Genomic DNA, 25,310 nt, shown 5'->3' with positions numbered 1-25,310 from the left:
CATGCACGTATTAGACAACCTGGAGCAATTCAAAGTGGTTTACCGTGACGGCCGTAAATGGAACCGTTGTGTGGAAGCCATTGACAACATTGCCAATATCAAAGACGGCGTGATGCACTCCATTGGCGATACGCTGGTCTATATGATTGAAGACGGCGTCACCCGCAATCGCTCGACCTTTGAAGGCAATCGTCGCTATTTCACCATTCATTACTACCTCAAGGGCGGCGAAACGGTAGAGTTCGCGCAGAAGTCCGCCCTCTCCCCCGTTGAGGCCTACCGCGATGAAACCGACCGCGAATACCTGCAAGGCACCGGGCAAACCTGTGAATTACGTGCCGGGCAACTGGCAATTTTTGATAATCAGGAAGCCTACCGTTTCCACGGCGATAACCGGGTAAGAAAAGTGGTGCTGCGGGTCACCATTGAGGATGGCTACATGTTGAACAAGTGATCCTGCTGGCTATGAAACGAAGCGGGCGGGAAATCACTCCCGCTCAATCCAGATTGAGTTCATCATTGATGTCGTTCATCGGAGGACGCTATGTCCGATTCTTTACGTGGCACGATTGGCAAGTTTGCCCTGTTGTCGATGACCTTTGCGGCGGTGTTCAACGTACGCAATATCGTCAACAACAACATTGAACTGGGCTTGAGTTCAGCCCCGGTATTTTTGTTTGCAACCCTGGTCTACTTCATTCCCTTTGTGTTTATTATCGCGGAGTTTGTGTCCGCCAATAAGAACTCGGAGTCGGGAATGTACGATTGGCTAAAACAGCCTCTGGGCACCCGAGCAGCCTATATGGGGTCGTTCCTGTATTGGTTCGTCAACCTGTTCTGGTTTGTATCACTGCTGCCTAACGTGATTGCCTATGCGTCGTACGCCATTATGGGCCGCGAATACGCCTTTTCCCCGGTGATGGTATCGATTATCTCGATCGTCCTGTTTGCCGCCACCACCCATATTTCCACCAAGGGGGCCAGTTGGCTGGGCAAGATTGCCGAAGTCGTCGCCTATGGGGTATTCGCCCTGTTTGCGATTTACGTGTTGGGCGCACTAATGGCGCTGAGCGGCGATCACGTCCCGGCGCAACCGATCACGCTGGAGGCGATGACGCCGACGGTGAACTGGGCAACGTTGGGTATCATGTGCTGGATCTTCCAGGCGGCTGGCGGTGCGGAAACGGCGGCGGCCTACCTCAATGACGTCAAAGGGGGCCAGAAGTCGTTTATCAAGGTGATTATCATTGCCGGTGCGGTTATCGGCGGGATGTATGCCGTCGGTTCCCTGCTGGTTAACGTGTTTGTCGCGCGTGAAAACCTGACCTACGCGGGCGGCATGGTGGAAATATTCACCGGGATGGCCAAGTACTTCGGCATTTCAGAAACGCTGGTAGGCCGCCTGGTGGGCATCGTACTGTTCATCGCCATTTTTGGTTCGATGATGATGTGGACCTCTGCGCCGGTGAAGATCCACTTCTCTGAGATCCCGAAAGGCGTTTACGGCCAGAAAACCACCGAACTGAACAAGCATGGCGTTCCGGTTCGTGCTGCATGGTGGCAATTTGCCTTCGTGTTCGTGATGTTGGTGGTTAACGGCTTTGGTTCCGAATCGGTACAGCAGATGATGAACACCGCGATCAACCTGACGGCGGGTACGGCGATGCTGCCGCCGATCTTTATCATGGTGGCCTACTTCGTGTTCCGCTGGAAGCATGACGATACGCCGCGCGAGTTCCGCATGGGATCGCGCAAGTTTGGCATGAGCGTGGTTTCGGTGCTGATCACCATCTTTGTGGTCAGCATGACGGCGTCGGCATTCCCGCCGGGGGTCGATCTGATGAAAGCCTTCTTTATCAACGTCTGTATGACCGCGGTATTCTCGGCACTGGCCTGGTGGTGGATTTCACGCTTCGAGGCTAAACAGGTAAGAAATAAAGCGGCGCTGAGCGAACAGTAAGCTACATAGGGGCGAACATGCACATGTTCGCCCCCTACATATCAAGGCATAAACGCCTGCAAACGCTGTATCTGCTGGCCATCGGAGCCAAAATTTTCGTCAGCCAGCCAACCTTCGAACGCACTACGCATCTGGGGCCAGTTTTGGTCGATCATGGCGAACCAGTCGGTATCCCGGTTGCGGCCCTTGATGACCAATGCCTGCATAAAACGCCCTTCGTAGTGGAAACCAAAGCGAAGTGCCGCCTGCCTGGAAGGCGCATTCAGGCTATCGCATTTCCATTCACAACGGCGATAGCCCAACTCGTCAAAGGTGTGGCGCAACATCAGGTAAATCGCCTCGGTGGCGCAGGAGCGCTGCTTCATCAGCGGTGACCAACAGACGTGGCCAATTTCCAACACGCCGCTGGCCTCTTCAATCCGCATAAAAGCCACCGTACCGACGGGCAGATCGGTGGCTGAATCGAACACCACCAGATTCACCAGCGTCGGGTTGGCCTGCAGGTTTTCCAGATGCGCACGCAGTTCCTGCGGGCTTTCAGGCCGCTCCCTCATCAGGTAAGTCCAGTCACGTCCATCTGGCGCAAGCTGGTAAGCCGCAAATAGCGCGGCAAAGTCCCGCTCGGCGTCCAACATCGCAAGGTGGCAAAATTTGCCCGTCAGCGTCACCTCCTGCGGCCGTGGCAAGGCATGCCATTGCACCAAGGGTTCGCCCACCGGCTGACCATATTGATTTATCGCCATAAAAGTATTCCGTCTGGTTGCAGCAAAAGTAGGTTCTCCGCAACAGCATATACCGATGCCAGATCGCAGCATACAGACCAATTAACCCCAGCGACTAGACCAATCACCAACCGCCTGTTAAGGGCATAAGTCAAGGTAAATTGTTAATGAAATGATCTAAATCAAAAACAATGTGAAGAAAATGTTTTGAAACAGATGCTTTATTGTTTGTTTTAGCTGCCAAGACTTAAACTTGAATCACCATACCAGTAGCTTGCTAATCATTATTGGTCATGGAATAGCAACTCCCTCTGCCCGTTTTTACGGCCCAAGACTGCGGCCACGCGGGTATTTCTGTGAAACATATTCAAGGTGGAATTATGTCTCGACAGCACTCTCCAGAACCGCCTCGGCGGAACTTTCTAAAGAAAACGCTAGCACTAATACCGCTGGCTGCCGCTGGAAGCACCAGCGTTTTGATGATGACGCCCTCACCAGCCTCGGCGGCGGGTGTCTCCTCTCACTATGTTCCCGCTTATTTCAATAACGAGGAATGGCGCTTCCTGCTGGCGGCTTGTGATCGACTGATCCCCAGCGATAGCAATGGCCCCGGTGCCGTCGAAGAAGGCGTGCCGATTTTTATCGATAAGCAGATGGAAACGCCTTATGGCCACGGTGGCCTGTGGTATATGCACCCGCCGTTTGTCCCTTCGGCCCCCGAACTGGGTTATCAGTCCAAACTGACGCCGCGTGATACCTACCGTATTGGCATTCGAGGCCTCAATGCGCACTGCCAGCAACAGTACCAGAAAGCCTTTGCAGACTTGGAACATAGCCAGCAAGAACAAATCCTGACGGCGCTGGAGAAAGGTGAGCTGGATTCCGAAGCCCTGCCCGGTCAAGCCTTTTTCAGCCAACTGCTGCAAAACACCAAAGAGGGTTATCTGGCCGATCCGCAGCACGGCGGTAACCAGTCGATGGCCTCATGGAAACTGATCGGTTTCCCTGGTGCGCGGGCGGATTACACCGACTGGGTCGATCATCCTAATCAGGCCTATCCCCTTGGTCCGGTAAGTATCTCCAGCAAAAGGAATGCATAAATGAGCACGATAAAAAAGCCACCGGTAGACGTGGTGATTGTCGGATTTGGCTGGACCGGTGCCATTATGGGCATGGAACTGACCGAAACCGGCCTGAGCGTATTGGCACTGGAGCGCGGTGAGCAGCGCGATACTTACCCTGATTTTGCCTATCCACGGATTGCCGACGAATTGACCTATGGCATCCGCCTGAAACTGGAGCAGGAGATGGCGCACGAGACCGTCACCGTGCGCCACACGCCAGCGGATTTCGCCGTGCCTTATCGTCAGCTTGGATCCTTTTTGCCCGGCAACGGCGTTGGCGGTGCAGGCGTCCACTGGAACGGCATGCACTGGCGCGCCCTGCCCGCCGATCTGAAAATGCGTACGACGGTGACGGAAAAGTATGGCGACAAATGGGTGCCCGAAGGCATGTTGTTGCAGGATTACCCTCTCAGTTACACCGAGCTGGAGCCTTACTTCGATAAGTTCGAGAAGGTCTGTGGCACCGCAGGCAAGGCCGGTAACCTGCAAGGCAACATCATCAAAGGCGGCAACCCGTTCGAAGGGCCACGCACCAGCGAATATCCCACTGCACCCCTCAAGCAGCTCTATTCCGGTTCGCTGTTTGGTAAGGCGGCCGAGTCGCTCGGCTATCACCCGTTCAGCATTCCAGCAGCCAACTGCTCGGAGCCTTATACCAATCCCTACGGCGTGCAACTCGGCCCCTGTAACTACTGCGGTTACTGTGAGCGCTTCGGCTGCTTTATGTATTCCAAGGCCTCACCACAGACCACCATTCTGCCGGTGCTGATGAAGCGGAAAAACTTTGAATTGCGCACTCAGTCGCAGGTCATCAAGGTCAATTTGGACAGCAGTGGCAAAAAGGCCACCGGCGTCACCTATGTCGATGCCCAGGGCCAACAGATTGAACAACCGGCGGATCTGGTGATCCTCAGCGCCTTCCAACTGCACAACGTGCGTCTGTTGTTGCTCTCCGGCATCGGTAAACCTTATGACCCCGTCACCGGCGAAGGAGTTGTCGGCAAGAACTACGCCTATCAGATGAACAGCGGCATTTCGCTGTTTTACGATAAGGACACCCACTTCAACCCGTTTATCGGAGCAGGAGCCGCGGGCACGGTGATCGACGATCTCAACTCGGAAAACTTCGATCACGGCGCGCTAGGCTTTATCGGCGGCGCCTATATTTCCGCCACCCGCACCGGTGGCCGCCCGATCCAACAGATGTCGTTACCGTCGGGGACCCCCACCTGGGGCAGTGGCTGGAAACAAGGTATCAAAGATAATTATCAGCACTCGATGAGCATTGGCTCTGAAGGCTCAGTGATGCCCTATCGCGACTGCTATCTCGATCTCGATCCCACCTATCAGGATGCCTATGGGCTACCGCTGCTGCGCATGACCTTCGACTGGAAGGCTAACGAGATCAAAATGACCCAGCACATTACCAGCAAGATGGCGAACATCGCCAAAGCCATGGAGCCGAAGCAGATGGCGATTTCGGTGATGGGCAGCGGTTCGCACTATGACGTGCGCCCGTATCAATCCACCCACACTACCGGCGGGGCAATCACCGGCGACAACCCAAAAACCAGCGTGGTGAACAAGTATCTGCAATGCTGGGACGTGCCCAACGTGTTTGTCACCGGCGCCTGCGCCTTCCCGCAGAACCTGGCTTATAACCCCACCGGGATCGTCGGTGCGCTGGCCTATTATTCAGCAGAAGCGATCCGTAATCAGTATCTGAACAACCCCGGCCCGTTGGTTCAGGCCTGATACGCAAGGAGAAGACGATGAAAGGATTAACCCCCTCGCTGCTGGCCTTGCTGGTATTAAGCGCCAGCGCTCTGGCCGCCGAGGATACCCACCAGGTCGGGCAAATCGCTCATGGCGAATATCTGGCCCGCGCCGGTGACTGTGCCGCCTGCCATACCGCGCCAGGTGGCATGGCATTCGCCGGTGGGCTGAAGATGACCACCCCGGTTGGCGCGATCTATTCCACCAATATCACCCCAGACAAAACCACCGGGATCGGTGCCTACGATCTACAGGAGTTTGCCGACGCCCTGCGTAAAGGCATTAGGCGCGATGGCACTCGGCTCTACCCGGCCATGCCCTATCCCTCTTTCGCCAAAATCAATGATGAGGATATACGCGATCTGTATCTCTACTTCACCCAACGGGTAACGCCGGTGGTGCAGCAGAACAAGGCTAGCGATATCCCATGGCCGCTGAATATGCGCTGGCCGTTGGCGATGTGGGACGGCATATTCCGCGAGGATGGCGCCTATCAGCCAGACGCTAACCAAAGCGCACAATGGAACCGTGGGGCCTATCTGGTACAAGGATTGGGCCACTGCGGCAGTTGCCATACGCCACGCGGCATTGGCTTCCAGGAGAAGGCGCTGAACCAGACGGATGACGACTATCTGAGCGGCGGGACGCTGGAGGGTTGGCACGCCGCCAGCCTGCGTGGCGATGCAATCAGCGGGTTGGGTAGTTGGAACGCGGCAGATCTGACTCGTTTCCTGAAAACCGGCCACAGCGACAGATTTGCCGCCTTTGGCTCCATGGTAGACGTGGTACAAGACAGCACTCAGCACCTGAGCGACGAGGATTTGCAGGCGATCGCCGCCTATCTGAAATCGCTACCTGCGGGGGATGAGCAGAAAACGCCAACGGCCAACCAGCCGCTGGCACTCTACAGCACCGACCAAGGCAACCCAGGCGGGCAGGCTTATCTGGATAACTGCGCCGCCTGCCACCGCAGCGATGGCCAGGGCTATCGCAATACCTTCCCACAGTTGGCCCATAATCCGGCGTTGCTGGCGGAAGACCCGGCTTCGGTGATCAGCATCATTCTGCATGGTTCACGTACGCCGATGACTTTAGACGCCCCTACCGGGCTAACCATGCCGGACTTTGGCTGGCGTCTGAGCGACCAGCAGGTGGCCCAGATAGCCACTTTTGTACGCACAAGTTGGGGGAATAACGCCGCTCCAGTCACCGCCGATCAGGTCAAAGAAATACGGGAGAGCAGCGCCACCAAACCTTCTCAGTAGTAAATACCACAACGGGCCTGGTCTGCCAGGCCCAACCATTTCCACCGATCTCACCGTGCACGGTTGCACCGCCCGGCGAAATCACCTTAAATAAGCTATCGCATTGAGGCTACAGGATTTCGGTCGACTATGAGCACGGATCCCAACCAGCGCCTGCTGGACAAACTGCAACAAGATCTGAGCAGCGCTGGCGCTATGCCGCTCTACCTGCGCTTTAACGAATCGGTACGGCAGGCCATTGAGCTTGGCGTATTGAGCCAGGGGGATTTTCTGCCCAGTGAGCGCCATTTCACCGAACGGCTGGGGATCTCGCGCATTACGGTACGCAAAGCCCTTGCCTGCCTGGAGCAGGACGGCATTATCGGCCGCTCGCGGGGCTATGGCACCTTTATTCAAAATACCGTGGCTCAACCTAAACTGGCCTATTCGCTGGCGGATGTGAAAGGCTTTTCACGCGAAGTGATGCTGCAAGGCCGTAAACCGGACACCATGTGGATCAGCCGTGAGCAAATCCCGGCGGATAGCGCACTGGCCGAGAAACTGTCGCTAGCCGAGCATACGCCGGTGTACAAACTCAAACGTATTCACTTTATCGATCAGCGCCCCATGTCGGTGGCGGTGTCTTATGTGGTGGCGGAGGCGATAGCCAACGTTGATGATATTGGCGTTTCTCTGTATGACTACTTCCGTTTGAACAACGTGGAGTTGGGATCGCTGCGTAGCCAGGTCAGCGCCGCCATGAGCGACGGCGAAACCCTGCAAGCGCTGCAGTTGAAAGAACCTATGCCGCTGCTGATCATCAAGCAAACGCTGTTCGACAACCGGAAAAAACCGATCGAATACAGCGAAAGCTTCTGCCGCAGCGACATGTACGAGTTTATCAGCGAGGATTGAGTTCCTCGCTGGCCAGGAGCTGGGCCAGGGTTGGCGCACAATCCCCACCGGCCTGTGATACCACGTAACCGGCGATGCTATTGGCTAGCGTCATGCTTTGGCGGGCGGTCAGGCCCAGTGCCAGCCCGGCTAGCAAACCGGCGCTGTGGCTATCGCCAGCACCAATGCTGTCTACCACTTTGACCTGACGAGCGGCGATCCAGCCTTGATCGTCCGGCCCGGCAAAGTAATATCCGCCTTCCCCGCCGCAGCGCACAACCACCAGTTGCCCGGTGGTTGACCATAACCGCTGGCAAAAACCGGCAATATCTTCCTGCATGCCAAGGTGCTGAGCTTCACGCTGGTTTAGCGTCAGGATCACCCCAGGGCGGATAAGGCGTTGCAACAGGCTCTGCGCCATCACGTCAATGCGCGGGCCAATATCCAGCACCACCCGCACCTGTTCGGGCAGGCGTAACAGCCAATCCACCAGCACGTGGCCCTGCCGGGCACCCAGTTGATAACCGGAAAGGTAAACCAGCCCGCTTTGTGGCGTCGCGTCTGCCAACCACTCAGGCTGCCACTGGTTCTCAATGCCATCGATAGAGATAAAGGTACGCTCTCCGTCCGGCTCGACCAGCGCCAAACACCAGCCGTTATCCTCACCACCCACTTGCAGATCGGAACTCACGCCGCGCTGCGCCATCTCGCTACGCAAACGCTCTGCCCACACGCCTTCTCCCACCGGCAGCAGATTGCGGCTGATAATGCCCAACTGGCGCAGAGCCACGGCGATATTCAGCGCGCAGCCCCCTAAATGCAGCCCCTGCATCTGGGCCGACACGTCGCCACCGCGCACCGGCAAGGCATCGGCGCTCACAACCATATCCATTACCGCTGCGCCAATCACCGTCACCGGGCACTGCTGATGCCAGCCGCCCTGGGTCAGCGTCTGCAATAACTCGCGTCTTTCGTTACTCATTCAGCCTCCTGCCAGCGCTGGCGGAAACGGAGAAAGGCCTGCGCGTAGTGGTTGATATCCAGCGGATTCACCCGCTTTAGTTCTGCCAACATGGCCGCGTCGAACGCGTCGATACCGTTCAGGGCACCGCAGATCGCCGTGGCCATCGCGCCGATGGTGTCGGTATCACCGCCCAGGTTGGCGCACAGGATCGCACAGCGGGTAGGATCGGTTTGCGCCAGTTCAACCATTGCCAACGCGGCCGGCACGGATTCTATGGTGCTGACCCCTGCGCCAACCAGTTGGTAAACCCGTTCTGAGGCCTGCTCGGTACCGCCAGCCTGTTCAACTACCTGGAAGGCCAGTTCGATACGCGCCGCTAAAGAAGCGCTGAAGGTGGTGCTCTGGCGGCGCTGAGCGTAATCTGCCACTCCCGGCAATGCCAGGCGGATCTCAGCCCAACTAGCCCCTTCGACCGCCTTGGCAACTGCCCAGGCAATCACCACCGCACCGGCAACCGCGATATCGGATTTATGCGTCGGGCTGGAGGCCAGCCAAACCTGCTGGCAAAACTGCTCCAACGGCGCAGAAGGCAGCACACAACCCAACGGGGAAACCCGCATCGCCGCGCCGTTGGTCACACCGTTGTTTTCCAAATCGCTAATCGGCGTGCCCTTCTTCTGCTCCCCCAGTGCCAGTTTGGAACTCGGACCAAGGATGTTTTTGTTGAAGGCGTCAAAACTATCGACCCAGCGGATCACGTTGCGGGCAATCAACTCCGGAACCACTTCACCATCGGCCTCGATCAACGCGTCGGCGAGCGCCAGAGCCATCGAGGTATCATCGGTATACTGCGCTGCCGTGAAATAGCAGGCGGCGCTGTTCTCTGCCGGGCCGTCGAGGAAGCGGTCGATCCAGCCAAAGTGGCGCTTAACCCGCTCACGCGGCCACAGCTCGGAAGGCATGCCGAGCGCGTCGCCCAACATTTGGCCATAAAGTGCGCCCACCACGCGTTGTTCCTGGGTTAACTGCTTCATCTTTTTCTCCTGAATTTTTACCTTGCCGGGCAACACGCCCGGCGCAACGAATTAAGACCGTGCTACGTCAATCGGGGTGATGTTGTCGCTGCGTTCACGGAAGAACAGCAGGAACAGCAGCATGACGCCCACCACCATCACCGCACCAACGCCCCACACGGCGAACCAGTCAAACGTCATACCGTCTCGCGGCTGTTCGAGGGCGAAAGTGGTCATTGCACGGCCCCCGAGCCAGTTACCGATAAAGCTGCCCAACCCTTGGCAAATCAGGGTGATCAGGCCTTGAGCGGCGGTACGCATATGCGGCGGCGCTTTTTTGTCGACGTAGATATAGCCGGTCACGAAATAGAAATCGTAGCTGACGCCGTGCAGCAAAATGCCCAGGAACAGCATGCTGTAGGCCCAGACGTCGGCGGTGCCGCCGTAGATAAAGAATACATAGCGGATTGCTGCGGTCACAAATCCCAGCAGCAGCACCTTTTTGATGCCGTAACGCTTGAGCAGCAACGGTAGCGCCAGCATGGCGAAGATTTCCGAAACCTGCCCCAGCGTCATCCAGCCGGTGGCATTTGGCAGCCCAACCTGCGTCAGATAGCCATTGGCAAACTGGTAGTAAAACGCCAACGGCATACAGAACAGGAACGAGCACAGGGCGAAGGTAGCAAATGATCGGTCCTTCAGCAGGCCAAGCGCGTTCAGGCCCAGCAACGCCTTGATATCCACCGGGCCAGAGCCTTTGGCTGGCGTATTGGGCAGCACAAAGCTGTACAAACCGAGCGCGATCGAGGCCACGCCGGTAATGATTAACGGCAGGTTGCTATCGGAAATATTGCCTAACCCCAGCAGCGGCGGCAGCATAAAGCCCACCACCAGACCGGAGGCAATCCAACCCAAGGTGCCCAGTACGCGGATGCGCGGGAACTCTTTTTCGGTATCGGTAATGTTGGCAAAGGCTATGCTGTTGGTCAGCGCCACGGTCGGCATATAGGTGATGGCATAAATCACCAGCAGCGGGAAGAAGGTGGCAAAGGTGGTTTGCCAGGCGATGATAAACATCAGCACCCCGCCAGCCAGATGCAACCAGCCCAAGACTTTTTGCGCGGCGAAGTAGCGATCGGCAATAACGCCAACCAGTACCGGCGAGAGGATTGCCGCAATCGCCGTACTGCTGTACGACCAGGCAATTTCACCCGGCGTAAAGCCCAGTTTGTTGAGGTATTGCCATAGGGGAACAAACCACGCTCCCCAGATAAACCACTCGATAAACATCATGACAGACAGCTTCAGATGAGGACGTTTCATTATTATGTATCCTTGCTGGCTACCTTCCCGGCTTCGGCTCGGGAAAGCGGTGTAGGGTTCCTGGTATTAGTATCATAACGATACCTATATAATACCTTAATGATACCTTTAATCCTTTGCAGCGATCCTGCTCACACTTCAGGCAGTCAGCTTTGTTTAAGTTTTGTTTACCTTTGGCACTGCGCTGTTTATCCTGCGTTTATCAGCCATTGCCGATAATCAATGGATGACAGAATTAAACGATCAGGGAATGGTCAGCTAATGCGCGTTACCACAACGTGGCCAACAGCGTGTAACCTTTTCAGTGTGGGTGCCTGGAGTTGCACCCGCCTAAACAACAGGAGTCTGTACCATGCGAGTACTGGTTGTTGAAGACAATGGCCTATTGCGCCACCATCTTAGTGTGCAAATGCGTGAAATGGGGCATCAGGTTGATGCCGCAGAAGATGCCAAAGAAGCTGACTATTTTCTGCAGGAACATGCGCCTGATATCGCCATTGTCGATCTCGGGTTGCCGGGTGAAGATGGCCTGAGCCTGATCCGTCGTTGGCGTGCCAACCAGATGAAGTTGCCGATCCTGGTACTGACCGCCCGTGAAAGCTGGCAGGATAAGGTGGCGGTGCTGGAAGCCGGTGCCGATGATTACGTCACCAAGCCCTTCCACCTGGAAGAAGTGATTGCCCGCATGCAGGCCTTGATGCGCCGCAATAGCGGCCTGGCCTCACAGGTGATCGTACTGCCGCCGTTCCAGATCGACCTCTCACGCCGTGAGCTGAGCGTCAACGAACAGCAAATCAAACTGACGGCCTTTGAGTACACCATTATCGAAACGTTGATCCGTAACGCGGGTAAAGTGGTCAGTAAAGATTCATTGATGTTGCAACTCTACCCGGATGCCGAACTGCGCGAAAGCCACACCATCGACGTATTAATGGGCCGCCTGCGTAAAAAACTACAGGCCGAATACCCACAGGAAGTGATCACCACCGTACGTGGTCAGGGCTACCGTTTCGATGCCAAGTGAGCATAATGTTCAACAGAGATAAAAAGCCTTTCTCACTGCGCGCCCGCTTTCTGATGGCCACCGCCGGGGTGATCCTGGCGCTGTCGCTGTCCTACGGGCTGGTTGCGGTCGTCGGCTATATCGTCAGCTTTGATAAAACCGCCTTCCGCCTGCTGCGCGGTGAGAGCAACCTGTTCTTCAGCCTGGCGCAGTGGAAAGACCAGAAGTTGACCATTGCCATCCCGCCCGATCTCGATCTCAACTCCCCAACGCTGGTGTTTATCTACGACGAAAAAGGCAACCTGTTGTGGAGCCAGCGCTCGGTACCGGAGCTGGAAAAACGGATCCAGAAAGAGTGGCTGGAAGAGTCCGGTTTCTATGAGATAGACACCGACACCCGCATCAGTAGCGAAGTGCTGGGCGACAATCCCAAAGCACAGGATCAGCTGAAAGACTACGATGACACCGACCATGAGGCGTTAACCCACTCGGTAGCCGTCAATACCTATGCCGCTACCCCACGCCTGCCCGCCTTGAGCATCGTGGTGGTCGACAGCATTCCGCAGGAGCTGCAACGCTCGGACGTGGTGTGGGAATGGTTCAGCTACGTACTTCTGGCCAATCTGCTACTGGTCGTGCCTCTGCTCTGGCTAGCTGCGTATTGGAGTTTGCGGCCGATCAAGGCGCTGATAACCCAGGTAGGTGAATTGGAAAATGGCGAGCGCGAGCAACTGGATGAAAATCCCCCCAGTGAACTACGTGGCTTGGTACGGAACCTGAATATCCTGGTGCGCAACGAGCGCCAGCGCTACACAAAATACCGTACTACGCTGTCCGATCTCACCCACAGCCTGAAAACCCCGCTGGCGGTATTGCAGACCACCCTGCGCTCGCTGCGTTCCAGCAAGCAGACCACCATCGAAGAGGTCGAGCCGATCATGCTCGAGCAGATTAGCCGTATCTCGCAACAGATTGGTTATTACCTGCATCGGGCCAGCATCAACTCTGGTCAAACCGTGCTGACTCGCGAGATCCATTCGGTTTCTGCCCTGCTAGACAGCCTGAGCGTGGCACTGAACAAGGTCTATCAGCGTAAAGGGGTAGTCATCACTCTCGATATCTCACCAGAAGTCACCTTTATGGGCGAGAAAAACGACTTTATGGAGGTGATGGGCAACGTGCTGGAGAACGCCTGTAAATATTGCCTGGAGTTTGTGGAGATCACCTCGCTGCACTCGGACAAATACCTGACGATCGTCATTGATGACGACGGCCCCGGCATCCCCGAAAGCAAGCGTGAGCTGATCTTCCAACGCGGCCAACGCGTCGATACTCTGCGCCCCGGCCAGGGGATTGGCCTGTCGGTCGCCGCCGAGATCATCGAGCAATATGACGGACAAATTACCATCAGCGACAGCCCGCTGGGTGGAGCACGGATGGAGGTCACCTTCTCCCGCCAGCACGACTCCCACCATCACGATTAAATTCTCTCGCTCAGGCCCCGATCCACGGGGCCTAACTTCCGTTATAATCCCTGCAGGCTCACTCTATCCTGGAATAGAACATGGATTACCAATTAGATCTCGACTGGAACGACTTTTTGCAACGCTATTGGCAAAAGCGTCCGGTAATTATCAAGCGTGGTTTTAACAACTTTATCGATCCGATTTCCCCGGATGAGCTGGCCGGGTTGGCTATGGAAAACGAGGTGGACAGCCGCCTGGTGAGCCATCAGGAAGGTCGCTGGCAGGTTGGCCACGGCCCGTTTGAAAGTTTCGACCATCTGGGCGAGAACAACTGGTCATTGCTGGTGCAGGCCGTAGATCACTGGCATCAGCCTTCCAGTGCGCTGATGCAACCGTTCCGTAAGCTGCCAGACTGGCGCATGGACGATCTGATGATTTCGTTCTCGGTGCCGGGCGGCGGCGTTGGCCCGCATCTCGATCAATACGACGTGTTCATCATCCAGGGTACTGGCCGCCGCCGTTGGCGCGTGGGCGAAAAAGTGCCGATGAAGCAGCACTGCCCGCACCCTGACCTGTTACAGGTTGAGCCGTTTGACGCCATCATTGACGAAGAGATGGAGCCTGGCGATATTCTGTATATCCCACCGGGATTCCCGCATGAAGGCTACTCGCTGGAAAATTCGCTCAACTATTCCGTCGGCTTCCGCGCACCGAATGGCCGCGAGATGGTGAGTGGCTATGCCGACTATGTGCTAGCGCGCGAGTTAGGCAGCAAACGTTACACCGATCCGGATATCGCGCTGCGCGATCATCCGGCGATGGTTCTCCCCCATGAGGTCGATGCACTGCGTGGGATGATCCTGGAGCTGGTGCAGCAGCCGGAGCACTTCCAGAACTGGTTTGGCGAGTTTATTTCGCAGTCGCGTCACGAGCTGGACATCGCGCCGCCAGAGCCGCCTTATCAGGCCGGTGAAATCTATGAGCTGCTGCAACAGGGTGAGCCATTACAACGTTTGGGTGGGTTGCGCGTGCTGCGCGTTGGCGACCAATGCTTTGTCAACGGTGAGCTAATCGACACCGAACATCTGCAAGCCGCCGATGCCCTGTGCCAGCACGCCAGCGTTGATGCCGCCTTGCTGGGCGACGCGGTGGACGACCCATCGTTCCTGGCCCTGCTGACGGCGTTGATTAACAGCGGTTACTGGTATTTTAACGACTAATCATAATGAGTGAGGGGCAAACTGGCCCCTCACTCAATCTATTAACGCAAAAAACTACCGTTTAGCGCGCTCGGCACTCAGAGTGGCAATGCGCATGATCACCGCAACCGCCTGCTCCATCCCTTCCAGCGTAATAAACTCATGCTTGCCATGGAAGTTATAGCCACCGGTAAACAGGTTTGGACAAGGCAGCCCCTTGAAGGATAGCTGCGCACCATCAGTGCCACCGCGGATCGGCTTCATCACCGGCTCAATATCGCAGTCCCGCATCGCCTGCTGTGCCAGCTCGATCACATGAGGATGCTCGGCCACCTGCTCACGCATGTTGTAGTAATTATCTTCGATCGCCACCTCAATGTAGCAATCCCGTGGTAACCCACGGCCAACCTTTTGCGCGACTTCAATCATCTTGCGCTTGCGAGCCTCAAAGCCTTCACGCTCAAAATCCCGCAAGATGTAGTGCATCTCGGCACGTTCAACGTTCCCCTTGATGCTGTTGAGATGGTAAAAACCCTGATACCCCTCGGTATGCTCCGGTGTTTCCTCGGCCGGTAGCTCCTGTTGGAAACGAGTTGCCAGCGACAGCGCGTTCACCATCACCCCTTTGGCACTGCCTGGATGGACGTTATTGCCGACGATTTTGACCGTCACCGCCGCTGCATTGAAGTTTTCACACTCCAGTTCGCCCACCCCACCACCATCGACGGTGTAGGCCCACTCGGCATCGAACGCAGCAACATCAAAGAAATGCGCCCCTTTGCCCACCTCTTCATCCGGCGTGAACGCCACGCGGATATCGCCGTGAGGAATTTTTTGCTGCTTTAGCCGCACCATCGCGGTCAAGATCTCGGCAATCCCGGCTTTATCGTCGGCCCCCAACAGCGTTTTGCCGTCGGTGGTGATCAGCGTTTGCCCCAGCATCTGATGCAAGATCGGGAACATCACCGGCGATAACACTTCATCACCGATGCCCAAGGCAATGTCACCGCCGCGATAGTTTTCCACTATCTGCGGTGTCACATGCTTACCCGAAAAATCGGGTGAGGTATCAAGGTGAGAAATAAAGCCAATGGCCGGCACTGGCCAGCTCACATTGCCAGGCAGCGTGCCCATCACGCAGCCATGTTCGCTTAGCGATACCCGTTCAAACCCCAGCCCAATCATTTCCTGTTGCAACGCACGCGCCAGCTTCAGTTGCCCTTCGGTACTAGGCACATGTTTGACGTTCGCTTTAGCCTGTGTGTCAAATGAGACGTAGTTAAAAAAGCGATCTAGTAGTTTATCCATGGTTCCGCCCTCAGAATTTCGCGTTTCATTATGCGGAACCGATCCGGATCAAATATTGAGACAGGTCATTAATAATCAGATTTAACACAAATCATTAAAGCAAGTGATGGTTTAATAGGGTAACTACCGACGCAAAAATCGGCCAACGGGCATGACTTATAGGCGGTTTGGCTTTCAATTACCGGATTCAGCGTCTATCATGCGCCCTCTTAAATTTTTGATCGGCGCCGCTGGCTTTGAGCTTCAGTACCTGACGGGTCACTCCCGTAAGCTCGCGCAGTCTTTTCCAGCGGCGGTTCTATCTGCACCACCGTACGGGATAGAGACACTAAAATGACTGAACAATCCTCTTTGGTTACACTGAACGCCCTGAGTAAAAGCTTTGACGGCAAAGAGATCATCCGCGCTCTCAACCTAAAGATTAACGATGGTGAATTCCTGACCCTGCTTGGCCCTTCCGGCTGCGGGAAAACTACCGTGCTGCGGTTGATTGCCGGGTTGGAAAATGCCGACCACGGGCAGATCGTGCTCGACGGGCAAGATATCACCGCTATTCCGGCCGAGCATCGGCACGTTAACACCGTGTTTCAAAGCTATGCCCTGTTCCCCCATATGACCGTGTTTGAAAATGTCGCCTTTGGCCTGCGCATGCAGAAAACCCCAGAGGCGGAGCTAACGCCGCGCGTGGAGGAAGCCCTGCGCATGGTGCAATTGGACGAGTTCGCTCAGCGCCGCCCGCATCAGCTGTCTGGTGGGCAACAGCAACGGGTCGCGATTGCCCGGGCCGTGGTGAATAAACCTAAACTGTTACTGCTCGACGAGTCGCTTTCGGCACTGGACTACAAGCTGCGCAAGCAGATGCAGAACGAGTTGAAGGCGCTACAGCGCCAATTGGGCATCACCTTTGTGTTCGTCACGCACGATCAGGAAGAGGCGCTGACCATGTCAGATCGGATTGTGGTGATGCGCGACGGGCGAATAGAACAGGACGGCACTCCACGGGAAATCTACGAGGAACCCAAGAACCTGTTTGTCGCCAGCTTTATCGGTGAGATCAATATCTTTGACGCGGTAGTGCTACATCGTATCGATCCGCAGCGGGTGCGCGCTCGTGTGGAAGGCCGCGAATGTGATATCTACGCCGATCTCCCGGTCGAGCCAGGGCAATCCCTGAAGGTTCTGCTGCGCCCAGAAGATCTGCGCGTCGAAGAGGTGAACGACAGCGAGCAGATAGATGGCCTGATCGGCTACGTGCGCGAACGCAACTATAAAGGCATGACGCTGGAGTCGGTGGTTGAACTGGAAAACGGTAAGATGGTGATGGTCAGCGAGTTCTTCAATGAAGACGATCCTGACTTTGACCACTCGTTAAACCAGAAGATGGCGATAACCTGGGTTGCAAGCTGGGAGGTAGTGCTGGCCGATGAAGAAATCGCGTAATTTGCTGCAAAACCTGGTGATCATCGGCACCGTCGGCTGGCTGGTGCTGTTTGTTTTTCTACCGAACCTGATGATCATCGGTACCAGTTTCCTCACCCGTGACGATGCCAATCTGGTGCAGATGGTGTTCACTCTGGATAATTATACCCGGCTGTTTGATCCCCTGTACGGCCAGGTGATGCTGCACTCGCTGAACATGGCGGCGATCGCCACCTTGTGCTGCCTGCTGCTGGGTTATCCTTTTGCCTTTATTCTGGCTCGCCTGCCGCAAAGGCTGCGTCCGCTGCTGCTGTTCCTGCTGATTGTGCCCTTCTGGACCAACTCGCTGATCCGTATCTATGGCCTGAAGCTGTTTCTCAGCACTCGCGGCTATCTCAACGAGTTCCTGATGTGGGCCGGGATCATCGATACGCCGTTACGCATCATGTATACCTCTGGCGCCGTGGTGCTGGGGCTGGTCTACATCTTGCTGCCGTTTATGGTGATGCCGCTCTACTCCAGCCTGGAAAAGCTGGATAAATCCTGTCTGGAGGCGGCCCGCGATCTCGGGGCCAGCAAGCTGCAAACCTTTATCCGCATCATCATTCCGCTGACCATGCCAGGCATTATCGCCGGTTGCCTGTTGGTGCTGCTGCCCGCTATGGGGCTGTTCTACGTGGCCGACCTGATGGGCGGAGCCAAAAACCTGCTGATCGGTAACGTCATCAAAAGCCAGTTCCTGAATATCCGTGACTGGCCGTTTGGTGCCGCCACCAGCATTTGCCTGACGCTGGTGATGGGGCTGATGCTGTGGATCTATTACCGAGCCGCCAAGCTGCTGAACAAAAAGGGGGAGCTGGAATGATTGGACGCCTGTTGCGCGGTGGCTTTATGAGCCTGATTTACGCCTATCTCTATATTCCCATCGTGATCCTGATCGTTAACTCGTTCAACACCTCGCGCTTTGGCATCAACTGGCGAGGTTTTACCACCCACTGGTACAGCATGTTGATGAACAACGACAGCCTGTTGCAGGCCGCTGGGCACTCACTCACCATGGCTGTGTTGTCCGCCAGCTTTGCGACCATGATCGGCTCTTTGGCGGCGGTGGCGTTATATCGCTATCGTTTTCGCGGGAAACCCTTCGTCGGTGGCATGCTGTTTGTGGTGATGATGTCGCCGGATATCGTCATGGCCATCTCGCTGCTGGTGCTGTTTATGCTGCTAGGCGTCTCGTTGGGCTTCTGGTCGCTGTTATTTTCGCATATCACCTTCTGCCTGCCTTTTGTGGTGGTCACCGTCTATGCGCGTCTGAAGGGCTTTGACGTCAAGATGCTGGAAGCCGCACGCGATCTGGGTGCCAGCGAAATGGTGATCCTGCGCAAAATCATCCTGCCGCTGGCGATGCCCGCTGTCGCCGCCAGTTGGTTGCTAAGCTTCACGCTGTCGATGGATGATGTCGTGGTCTCTTCGTTCGTGACCGGGCCGAGCTACGAGATTTTGCCCTTGAAGATCTATTCGATGGTCAAGGTCGGCGTATCTCCTGAAGTGAACGCCCTGGCGACCATTCTGCTGGTGTTATCGCTAGCGCTGGTGCTCACCAGCCAACTGCTGTTGCGCGACCGGCAAAAACACTGATTTGCCAATGGGATAAGCGTCTTTACCCCGTTGGGTACGCCACTTATAATGGCCGCTCTCTGGGGTATGGCGCATCACGCTATACTGTAAAAACACGCACTGCTAAAGGATCCGCACCATGAAAAAGTGGTCACATCTGCTCGCAGCCGGGATGATGGCACTGAGCCTTGGCTCAGCAAACGCCGCGGACGACGGCAAAACGCTCTATTTCTACAACTGGACCGAGTATGTCCCACCGGGGCTGCTGGAACAGTTCACCAAAGAAACCGGTATCAAGGTGATTTACTCCACCTATGAATCCAACGAAAGCATGTATGCCAAGCTGAAAACCTACCAGGATGGCGCGTACGATCTGGTGGTACCCTCCACCTATTTCATCGCCAAGATGAGCAAGGAAGGGATGCTGCAAAAGATCGACAAAAGCAAACTCAGCCACTTTAACGATCTCGATCCCAACCTGTTGCACAAGCCGTTCGATCCCAACAACGATTACTCCATTCCCTATATCTGGGGCGCCACCGCCATTGGCGTCAATACGGATGCCATTGATGCCAACACCATAACCGCCTGGGCCGATCTGTGGAAACCGGAATACAAAGGCCGCGTGCTGCTCACCGATGATGCACGTGAAGTGTTCCAGGTCGCGCTACGCAAACTAGGATATTCAGGCAATACCACCGATCCCAAACAGATCGAGGCTGCCTATAACGAGCTCAAGAAACTGATGCCAAACGTGCTGGCGTTCAACTCCGATAATCCGGGTAATCCGTATATGGAAGGCGAAGTCGATCTGGGCATGGTATGGAACGGTTCGGCCTATGTCGCGCGCCAAGCCGGTACTCCATTGGAGATCGTCTGGCCGAAAGAAGGCGGCATTTTCTGGATGGATAGCCTGGCCATTCCGGCTAACGCCAAGAACGTCGAGGGTGCATTGAAGCTGATCGACTTCCTGCTGCGCCCAGAGATCGCGGTGCAGGTGGCGGAAACCATCGGTTACCCTACCCCCAATCTGGCCGCGAGAAAGCTGCTACCTAAAGAGATCGCCAACGACAAGTCGCTGTATCCGGATGATGCGGTGATTGAGAACGGTGAGTGGCAAAACGATGTGGGTGATACCAGTACGCTGTATGAGACCTACTTCCAGCAGCTAAAAGCTGGACGCTGACCTAGATTAAGGTGTGGAGAACATATTGAATTTCCCCACACCTTTTAACCCGACGCTCGATTAAGGCTTATCCGCCCGCTCGACCTTGCCCATCAGGAACTTGTGCACAAAGCGTGGCACCACCTCGCTGGCCGGGCCGTAATGCTTCTCTTCGAACTGGCTTTCCACCAGGCTCGGCTCCAGATTCAGCTCCATGGTATAAGCCCCACCCAACCGAGCCTCGTGAACAAAGCCTGCCGCCGGGTAAACATTGCCAGAGGTGCCAATCGCGATAAAGAAATCGGCCTTGGCCAACGCGGCGTAAATCTCATCCATCCCCAACGGCATTTCACCAAACCACACCACGTGAGGCCGCAGAGGCGCAGGGAACTGGCAGCAGTGGCAGCGTTCATCCACGCTCAGGTCTCCCAACCACTCCACCACCTGCCCAGAACTGGTGCAGCGTACTTTCAGCAGCTCGCCATGCATATGCAGCACATGCTTGCTACCGGCACGCTCGTGCAGGTTGTCGATATTCTGCGTAACCAGCAGGAAGTTCTCCTCCCCCAGCCACTCTTCCAAATCGGCCAGCGCACGATGAGCCGCATTAGGGCCGATATCCGACTGCTGCAGTTGCCGGCGGCGCGCATTATAAAACTCCTGCACCAAGGCCGGATCGCGCTGATAACCGTCCAGGGTGGCGACATCTTCCACCTTATGCTCTTCCCACAGCCCATCGGCAGCGCGGAAAGTACGGATGCCAGACTCGGCAGAGATCCCTGCTCCCGTCAGCACCACGACAAACGGCTTTTTCAGCTCTGCCGCCGCCATGGTATCGCGTTGGAATATCCGCGAGCGAAAACGCTGATGCCGCACATGCTTACTCTTGCGAAACTGACACAACCGATGGCGAGTGTGCATGAACTCTCCTTATTTATGACTTTCCACCAAATTGAGGAACGCTGCCCCACGAACACCGCCAGCATCGCCATAGCGTGCCTTCTCGATGCGTGGCAGTTTGGCTACCCGTAACAAATGGGCTGGCAAACGCTGGGGCAACGCCTGATAAATTGCGGCAAAATTCGATAAGCCGCCGCCAATCACCACCAGGTGGGGGTCGATGATGGTCAGCAGGTTGCCCAGGCAAATGGCCAGGACATCCAGAAATCGTTCTACGTGCGCCACGGCCTGTGGCTCACCGGCCTGATAATGCGCAATGATTTGCTGCGCTGGCAACCGTTGTTGATAAAAATGCGCATACATCCACTCAAATCCGCGGCCCGAGATGTAATTCTCGATGCAACCGTCATGGCCGCAGCCACAGGGAACGCGAGGAATATCACGCCCGAGCACCTCCAGCGCATCCACCGGCAAACGGAAGTGGCCAAACTCTCCAGTGATAAAGTTACGCCCAGAGACCACTTTACCATTAACGATCAAGCCACCGCCAACTCCGGTACCCAAGATGATGCCCAGCACCGTTGGGTAATGGCGAAACTCTTCGTCCCAAGCTTCCGAGAGCGTGAAGCAGTTGGCGTCGTTATCGACCTTGACCTCACGGCCAATCAACGCGCTCAGATCGCGCGGCAGCGGCTGCCCCATCGCGGCCGGGACGTTGGCGGTAAACAAGGTGCCATCTTCATTTGGCAGCCCAGGAATGCCTATGCCCACCAGCCCCTGCGTACCACAAACGGCATCGGCCTCATGGGTGAGATCGCGTAATACCGCCAGCAGTTGCCGGTAGTCGTCACGCGGCGTCGGCACCCGCTTTTGCCAGATACGCTGCAGGTTGGCGTCGAACACCCCAAGTTCAATCTTGGTGCCGCCCATGTCGAAACCGTAGTACATAACTCGCCCTCAGGGTAAAAAAATGGGGCCCGCTACCGGCCCCAGGTTTTTATTACTGCCCGCTCAATACGCGGGCCGGATCGATGCGGCTGGCACGTCTGGCCGGATACCAACTGGCCAGCAGGCTAAGCACGATTGCCGTACCCAGTACGATAGCGACATCCAGCCAGTGCAGCTCGGACGGCAGGAAATCGATAAAGTAGATGTCGCCAGACAGGAAAGAGTGGCCCATCAGCTTTTCGATGCCTTTCATGATATTGGTCAACTGTAGCGAGGCAATCACGCCAACCACTACCCCGCTAAGGCTACCTACCAGCCCGGCCAACAAGCCATACCAGACAAAGATGGCGCGGATAAAGCCGTCTTTGGCCCCCAGCGTACGCAGCACGGCAATGTCGCCACTCTTGTCCTTCACCGCCATCACCAGGGTGGAAACAATGTTGAAACAGGCCACGCCGATCACCAGCACCATCGCCAAATACATGATGGCGCGGATCATCTGAATGTCGCGATACATAAATCCGTAGGTGCCAATCCAGCTCTTGATATAGACGGTGGCATCGGCGACTTCCCCGGCGTCACGCACCAGCTTGTTAGCGGCGAACACGTCGTTGACCTTGATGGCAATCCCGGTGACACTGTCACCCATATCCAGATAGTGCTGGGCATCCGCCAACGGCACCATGGCCAAGCTGTGATCGAGCTGACCGCTAAGTTGCAGAATACCGGTGACATGCAGGCGAATACGCTTCGGCTGCAACAGTTTCATCTCAGGATCGCTATTGGGGATCATCACCGTGACGTAAGAGCCCTGCTTCACGCCCAGAGCGTCGGCGACCCCTTTGCCCAGGATCACCTGCTGCTCACCGCTTTTGAAATTGGCCCAGGCATCGCCCTGCACATAACTTGGCAGCGCGCTAAGCTGTTTTTCCTGCGCAGGATCGACCCCTTTTACCTGCACGGCGCGTAGCTGAGCACCATTCTCCATCAGCCCGGTAAAGTTGATATAGGGCGCCGCAGCCAAAATGCCCGGTACCTTTTCGACCCGTTGCAGGATCTCCGGCCAGCCGGTGAACGGTTGCTTGACCGGTTCGATCTCTCCGTGCGGCACCACCGCCAGAATACGGTTCTGCAGTTCACGTTCGAAGCCGTTCATCGCGCTTAGCCCGACGATCAGCACCGCCACGCCCAGCGCGATGCCGATGGTGGAGATCACCGAGATCAACGAAACCATGCCGCCGCGCCGCCGGCCACGGCTGAAGCGCAGCGCCATCAGCAATGAAAGTGGCGAAGCGCTCATTACTCGGCCCCCATCAGGGTCAGTTGCGCCTGTAGATGGCCGTCTGCCATTTCCAACTGGCGGCTCAGGCGTTTAGCGAGTTGCAGATCGTGGGTGACCACCAAAAATGCGGTTCCCTGGCGTACGTTCAATTCGCCCAGTAAATCGAAGATGCTGTCTGCGGTGCGCTTATCCAGGTTGCCGGTCGGCTCATCTGCCAACACCAGTGAAGGATTATTCACCAACGCACGGGCAATCGCCACGCGCTGACGTTCACCGCCGGAAAGCTCGGACGGGCGGTGTTTGCTACGTTTTTCCAGGCCCACGGCCGCCAGCATCTCCAGCGCCTTTTCTTTCGCCAGCGCCGGTTTCGTGCCACCGATCAGCAGCGGCATCGCGGCGTTTTCCAGCGCGGTGAAATCTGGCAGCAGATGATGGAACTGATAGATAAAGCCGAGCTGGCGGTTGCGCAGTTCGGCTTTGGCAGTGGAAGAAAGCTTGTTCAACGACTGCCCTTTGTAAATCACCTCACCCGAAGTGGGCGAATCCAGCCCCCCCAGCAGATGCAGCAAAGTACTTTTACCGGAACCCGAGCTACCGACGATCGCCATCATCTCGCCCGGTTGCATGGCAAAACTGACATTGCGCAGCACGTCGGTATGCAGGTTGCCTTCCTGATAGGTTTTACACAGGCGCTCACACTGCAATAAAGGATGGTTACTCATAACGTAAAGCCTCAGCGGGTTGTACGGCGGCAGCGCGCCATGAAGGGTAAAGCGTGGATAACAGCGAGACCGCCATCGCCACTACGGCAATGATCGTCACCTGAAGAGGGTCAACCGCCACCGGCAGAGAAGCCCCGTCGATCAACGCGCCAAGGATCGGCATCAGGTTGTTCAGATTGGTGGCAAGCAGCACGCCTAACAGTGTGCCAAGCAACGAACCGATAATCCCGGCGCTGGCCCCCTGCACCATAAAGACCGACATGATCTGCCGCCGCGTCAGGCCCAGGGTTTGCAGAATGGCCACTTCGCCCTGCTTCTCCATCACCAACAGGCCCAGCGAGGTAATGATATTGAATGCCGCCACCGCCACGATCAGGCTAAGCAGCAGCCCCATCATGTTTTTCTCCATGCGCACCGCCTGGAACAACTCGCCCTTGCGTTCGCGCCAGTCTTTCCACTGGGTGCCTTCCGGCAGCGTTTGCTGGCTAAGGGTGTCCACCGTCAACGGCTGTTGCAGGAACAGACGCCAGCCGGTGATATTGCCCGCCGGGTAGCGCATCAGACGGGAAGCATCTTGCTGGTTCGCCAGCAGCTGATAGCCGTCCACTTCACTATTGGCATGGAAAGTGCCAATCACGGTGAACAGACGTTGGCTTGGGATGCGGCCCATCGGGGTAAACTGGCTCGCGCTCGGTACCATCAGACGCAGCTGATCGCCACGCTTGACGCCCAACTGCCCGGCAAGCTGTTCACCGATAATCAGGTTGTACTCGCCCGGCTGCAGCTGTTGCTGTTTAACGTTGACCAGATAAGGCGTCAGCGGATCGGGCTGCTGCGGGTCAACCCCCAACATGACGCCAACGGCCACGCTGCGAGCGCTTTGCAGCACCACATCGCCGGTAGTCAACGGGGTGACTCGGGTGACACCATGCAGGTTTTGCACGGCAGAGGCTGGCAGCTGTTCAGGGTTGATTGAACCCTGCTTGCTGGTGATCAGCGCCTGCGGCATGAGCCCCAGGATGTTGTTTTCGAGATCTTTCTCGAAGCCATTCATCACTGAAAGCACCGTCACCAGCGCCATCACCCCCAGCGTAATGCCAATGGTGGATAGCCAGGAAACAAACCGCCCAAAGCGGTCTGAGGCTCGCCCACGCATATAACGCAGGCCAATAAATAACGCGACAGGTTGATACATGAAATCCGTTTTGTTGCCGTAGCTTAAGCAAAGTGATCAAGGATAATAAAGGCTCTACCGGGTTTA

The 25,310-nt window shown here is 56.2% G+C and carries 23 protein-coding genes; 13 read left to right on the top strand and 10 right to left on the bottom strand.

Going from position 1 to position 25,310, the window contains the following annotated elements; all coding sequences use genetic code 11:
* Position 1 precedes the first annotated feature (1 nt).
* Both KGP16_RS11270 and KGP16_RS11265 read left to right on the top strand, forming a co-directional pair.
* Positions 2–454 (top strand): beta-galactosidase subunit beta, encoded by a 453-nt coding sequence (locus KGP16_RS11270; protein ID WP_223501343.1) that lies wholly within the window; start codon positions 2–4, stop codon positions 452–454.
* A gap of 90 nt (positions 455–544) precedes the next feature.
* Positions 545–1,960 carry an amino acid permease gene (locus KGP16_RS11265; RefSeq protein ID WP_021804679.1) on the top strand — a complete coding sequence of 472 codons (1,416 nt, stop codon included), beginning with the start codon at positions 545–547 and terminating at the stop codon, positions 1,958–1,960.
* A gap of 41 nt (positions 1,961–2,001) precedes the next feature.
* Here the strand turns inward: KGP16_RS11265 and KGP16_RS11260 are convergent, their stop codons facing one another.
* A complete protein-coding gene (locus KGP16_RS11260; protein WP_223501341.1) occupies positions 2,002–2,703 on the bottom strand; it encodes a GNAT family N-acetyltransferase in 702 nt (233 codons plus the stop codon).
* A 359-nt stretch (positions 2,704–3,062) separates the two neighbouring features.
* Here KGP16_RS11260 and KGP16_RS11255 point away from each other — a divergent pair, with 359 nt between their 5' ends.
* From KGP16_RS11255 to KGP16_RS11240, 4 genes are all read left to right on the top strand, one after another.
* Positions 3,063–3,782 carry a gluconate 2-dehydrogenase subunit 3 family protein gene (locus KGP16_RS11255; protein ID WP_080670565.1) on the top strand — a complete coding sequence of 240 codons (720 nt, stop codon included), beginning with the start codon at positions 3,063–3,065 and terminating at the stop codon, positions 3,780–3,782.
* On the top strand, positions 3,783–5,561 hold the full coding sequence (locus KGP16_RS11250) for a GMC family oxidoreductase (protein ID WP_218519435.1): 1,779 nt from the start codon (positions 3,783–3,785) through the stop codon (positions 5,559–5,561).
* Positions 5,562–5,578: 17 nt separating this feature from the next.
* Entirely contained in the window at positions 5,579–6,847 is a 1,269-nt protein-coding gene (locus KGP16_RS11245; protein ID WP_021804683.1) for a cytochrome c, read from the top strand.
* A 129-nt stretch (positions 6,848–6,976) separates the two neighbouring features.
* Positions 6,977–7,741 (top strand): GntR family transcriptional regulator, encoded by a 765-nt coding sequence (locus tag KGP16_RS11240; protein WP_223501340.1) that lies wholly within the window; start codon positions 6,977–6,979, stop codon positions 7,739–7,741.
* Here KGP16_RS11240 and KGP16_RS11235 read toward each other — a convergent pair.
* From KGP16_RS11235 to KGP16_RS11225, 3 genes are read right to left on the bottom strand one after another with little or no spacing between them, the layout of a single operon-like run.
* A complete protein-coding gene (locus tag KGP16_RS11235; RefSeq protein ID WP_059200574.1) occupies positions 7,728–8,702 on the bottom strand; it encodes a PfkB family carbohydrate kinase in 975 nt (324 codons plus the stop codon). The genes KGP16_RS11240 and KGP16_RS11235 overlap by 14 nt on opposite strands.
* On the bottom strand, positions 8,699–9,718 hold the full coding sequence (locus KGP16_RS11230) for an ADP-ribosylglycohydrolase family protein (RefSeq protein ID WP_223501338.1): 1,020 nt from the start codon (positions 9,716–9,718) through the stop codon (positions 8,699–8,701). The genes KGP16_RS11235 and KGP16_RS11230 overlap by 4 nt, the downstream gene beginning before the upstream one ends.
* Before the next feature lie 51 nt (positions 9,719–9,769).
* Positions 9,770–11,020 carry a nucleoside permease gene (locus KGP16_RS11225; protein WP_059200572.1) on the bottom strand — a complete coding sequence of 417 codons (1,251 nt, stop codon included), beginning with the start codon at positions 11,018–11,020 and terminating at the stop codon, positions 9,770–9,772.
* Positions 11,021–11,372: 352 nt separating this feature from the next.
* Between KGP16_RS11225 and phoP the strand changes: the two genes are divergently transcribed.
* The 3 genes from phoP (at position 11,373) to KGP16_RS11210 (ending at position 14,709) form a co-directional block, all read left to right on the top strand.
* Positions 11,373–12,044, top strand: a complete 672-nt coding sequence (phoP, locus tag KGP16_RS11220) for a two-component system response regulator PhoP (protein ID WP_021804688.1) — start codon at positions 11,373–11,375, stop codon at positions 12,042–12,044.
* Positions 12,045–12,049: 5 nt separating this feature from the next.
* On the top strand, positions 12,050–13,507 hold the full coding sequence (phoQ, locus tag KGP16_RS11215; RefSeq protein ID WP_021804689.1) for a two-component system sensor histidine kinase PhoQ: 1,458 nt from the start codon (positions 12,050–12,052) through the stop codon (positions 13,505–13,507).
* A gap of 80 nt (positions 13,508–13,587) precedes the next feature.
* Positions 13,588–14,709, top strand: a complete 1,122-nt coding sequence (locus KGP16_RS11210; RefSeq protein WP_021804690.1) for a cupin domain-containing protein — start codon at positions 13,588–13,590, stop codon at positions 14,707–14,709.
* A gap of 54 nt (positions 14,710–14,763) precedes the next feature.
* Here KGP16_RS11210 and pepT read toward each other — a convergent pair whose 3' ends face one another.
* The gene (pepT, locus tag KGP16_RS11205) at positions 14,764–15,996 is read right to left on the bottom strand and encodes a peptidase T (protein WP_024485244.1); all 1,233 of its coding nucleotides are present in this window, start codon (positions 15,994–15,996) and stop codon (positions 14,764–14,766) included.
* A 333-nt stretch (positions 15,997–16,329) separates the two neighbouring features.
* Here pepT and potA point away from each other — a divergent pair, with 333 nt between their 5' ends.
* The 4 genes from potA to potD all read left to right on the top strand — a co-directional run bounded on the left by potA (position 16,330) and on the right by potD (position 20,218).
* Entirely contained in the window at positions 16,330–17,436 is a 1,107-nt protein-coding gene (gene potA / locus KGP16_RS11200) for a spermidine/putrescine ABC transporter ATP-binding protein PotA (protein ID WP_245398416.1), read from the top strand.
* Complete coding sequence (potB, locus tag KGP16_RS11195; RefSeq protein ID WP_021804692.1) at positions 17,420–18,280, top strand: spermidine/putrescine ABC transporter permease PotB; 861 nt, start codon at positions 17,420–17,422, stop codon at positions 18,278–18,280. The genes potA and potB overlap by 17 nt, the downstream gene beginning before the upstream one ends.
* Positions 18,277–19,053 carry a spermidine/putrescine ABC transporter permease PotC gene (gene potC / locus KGP16_RS11190; RefSeq protein ID WP_021804693.1) on the top strand — a complete coding sequence of 259 codons (777 nt, stop codon included), beginning with the start codon at positions 18,277–18,279 and terminating at the stop codon, positions 19,051–19,053. The genes potB and potC overlap by 4 nt, the downstream gene beginning before the upstream one ends.
* A gap of 118 nt (positions 19,054–19,171) precedes the next feature.
* Positions 19,172–20,218 carry a spermidine/putrescine ABC transporter substrate-binding protein PotD gene (gene potD / locus KGP16_RS11185; RefSeq protein WP_115158379.1) on the top strand — a complete coding sequence of 349 codons (1,047 nt, stop codon included), beginning with the start codon at positions 19,172–19,174 and terminating at the stop codon, positions 20,216–20,218.
* 60 nt (positions 20,219–20,278) lie between these two features.
* Here potD and cobB read toward each other — a convergent pair whose 3' ends face one another.
* From cobB to lolC, 5 genes are read right to left on the bottom strand one after another with little or no spacing between them, the layout of a single operon-like run.
* Entirely contained in the window at positions 20,279–21,118 is an 840-nt protein-coding gene (gene cobB / locus KGP16_RS11180) for a Sir2 family NAD+-dependent deacetylase (protein WP_059200568.1), read from the bottom strand.
* A 9-nt stretch (positions 21,119–21,127) separates the two neighbouring features.
* On the bottom strand, positions 21,128–22,045 hold the full coding sequence (nagK, locus tag KGP16_RS11175; protein ID WP_024531138.1) for an N-acetylglucosamine kinase: 918 nt from the start codon (positions 22,043–22,045) through the stop codon (positions 21,128–21,130).
* Between the two features lie 52 nt (positions 22,046–22,097).
* The gene (gene lolE, locus KGP16_RS11170) at positions 22,098–23,345 is read right to left on the bottom strand and encodes a lipoprotein-releasing ABC transporter permease subunit LolE (RefSeq protein WP_021804697.1); all 1,248 of its coding nucleotides are present in this window, start codon (positions 23,343–23,345) and stop codon (positions 22,098–22,100) included.
* A complete protein-coding gene (gene lolD / locus KGP16_RS11165) occupies positions 23,345–24,049 on the bottom strand; it encodes a lipoprotein-releasing ABC transporter ATP-binding protein LolD (protein WP_021178283.1) in 705 nt (234 codons plus the stop codon). The genes lolE and lolD overlap by 1 nt, the downstream gene beginning before the upstream one ends.
* A complete protein-coding gene (lolC, locus tag KGP16_RS11160) occupies positions 24,042–25,244 on the bottom strand; it encodes a lipoprotein-releasing ABC transporter permease subunit LolC (RefSeq protein WP_094981845.1) in 1,203 nt (400 codons plus the stop codon). The genes lolD and lolC overlap by 8 nt, the downstream gene beginning before the upstream one ends.
* Positions 25,245–25,310: the final 66 nt, after the last annotated feature.

This window comes from Serratia sp. JSRIV006, assembly GCF_019968685.1.
Lineage (GTDB): Bacteria > Pseudomonadota > Gammaproteobacteria > Enterobacterales > Enterobacteriaceae > Chania > Chania fonticola_B.
Note: the sequence above shows the minus strand (reverse complement) of the source record. Positions and strands in the feature narration are given on the sequence as shown.

What these genes read in the sequence shown, in the direction of transcription:
- KGP16_RS11250 (WP_218519435.1), top strand. Translation starts at nt 3,783, where the DNA reads ATGAGCACGATAAAAAAGCCACCGGTAGACGTGGTGATTGTCGGATTT.
- lolC (WP_094981845.1), bottom strand. Translation starts at nt 25,244, where the DNA reads ATGTATCAACCTGTCGCGTTATTTATTGGCCTGCGTTATATGCGTGGG.
- phoP (WP_021804688.1), top strand. Translation starts at nt 11,373, where the DNA reads ATGCGAGTACTGGTTGTTGAAGACAATGGCCTATTGCGCCACCATCTT.
- KGP16_RS11260 (WP_223501341.1), bottom strand. Translation starts at nt 2,703, where the DNA reads ATGGCGATAAATCAATATGGTCAGCCGGTGGGCGAACCCTTGGTGCAA.
- phoQ (WP_021804689.1), top strand. Translation starts at nt 12,050, where the DNA reads ATGTTCAACAGAGATAAAAAGCCTTTCTCACTGCGCGCCCGCTTTCTG.
- potD (WP_115158379.1), top strand. Translation starts at nt 19,172, where the DNA reads ATGAAAAAGTGGTCACATCTGCTCGCAGCCGGGATGATGGCACTGAGC.
- nagK (WP_024531138.1), bottom strand. Translation starts at nt 22,045, where the DNA reads ATGTACTACGGTTTCGACATGGGCGGCACCAAGATTGAACTTGGGGTG.
- KGP16_RS11270 (WP_223501343.1), top strand. Translation starts at nt 2, where the DNA reads ATGCACGTATTAGACAACCTGGAGCAATTCAAAGTGGTTTACCGTGAC.
- KGP16_RS11265 (WP_021804679.1), top strand. Translation starts at nt 545, where the DNA reads ATGTCCGATTCTTTACGTGGCACGATTGGCAAGTTTGCCCTGTTGTCG.
- KGP16_RS11230 (WP_223501338.1), bottom strand. Translation starts at nt 9,718, where the DNA reads ATGAAGCAGTTAACCCAGGAACAACGCGTGGTGGGCGCACTTTATGGC.
- KGP16_RS11255 (WP_080670565.1), top strand. Translation starts at nt 3,063, where the DNA reads ATGTCTCGACAGCACTCTCCAGAACCGCCTCGGCGGAACTTTCTAAAG.
- lolE (WP_021804697.1), bottom strand. Translation starts at nt 23,345, where the DNA reads ATGAGCGCTTCGCCACTTTCATTGCTGATGGCGCTGCGCTTCAGCCGT.
- lolD (WP_021178283.1), bottom strand. Translation starts at nt 24,049, where the DNA reads ATGAGTAACCATCCTTTATTGCAGTGTGAGCGCCTGTGTAAAACCTAT.
- potC (WP_021804693.1), top strand. Translation starts at nt 18,277, where the DNA reads ATGATTGGACGCCTGTTGCGCGGTGGCTTTATGAGCCTGATTTACGCC.
- pepT (WP_024485244.1), bottom strand. Translation starts at nt 15,996, where the DNA reads ATGGATAAACTACTAGATCGCTTTTTTAACTACGTCTCATTTGACACA.
- potA (WP_245398416.1), top strand. Translation starts at nt 16,330, where the DNA reads ATGACTGAACAATCCTCTTTGGTTACACTGAACGCCCTGAGTAAAAGC.
- KGP16_RS11235 (WP_059200574.1), bottom strand. Translation starts at nt 8,702, where the DNA reads ATGAGTAACGAAAGACGCGAGTTATTGCAGACGCTGACCCAGGGCGGC.
- potB (WP_021804692.1), top strand. Translation starts at nt 17,420, where the DNA reads ATGAAGAAATCGCGTAATTTGCTGCAAAACCTGGTGATCATCGGCACC.
- KGP16_RS11210 (WP_021804690.1), top strand. Translation starts at nt 13,588, where the DNA reads ATGGATTACCAATTAGATCTCGACTGGAACGACTTTTTGCAACGCTAT.
- KGP16_RS11240 (WP_223501340.1), top strand. Translation starts at nt 6,977, where the DNA reads ATGAGCACGGATCCCAACCAGCGCCTGCTGGACAAACTGCAACAAGAT.
- KGP16_RS11245 (WP_021804683.1), top strand. Translation starts at nt 5,579, where the DNA reads ATGAAAGGATTAACCCCCTCGCTGCTGGCCTTGCTGGTATTAAGCGCC.
- cobB (WP_059200568.1), bottom strand. Translation starts at nt 21,118, where the DNA reads ATGCACACTCGCCATCGGTTGTGTCAGTTTCGCAAGAGTAAGCATGTG.
- KGP16_RS11225 (WP_059200572.1), bottom strand. Translation starts at nt 11,020, where the DNA reads ATGAAACGTCCTCATCTGAAGCTGTCTGTCATGATGTTTATCGAGTGG.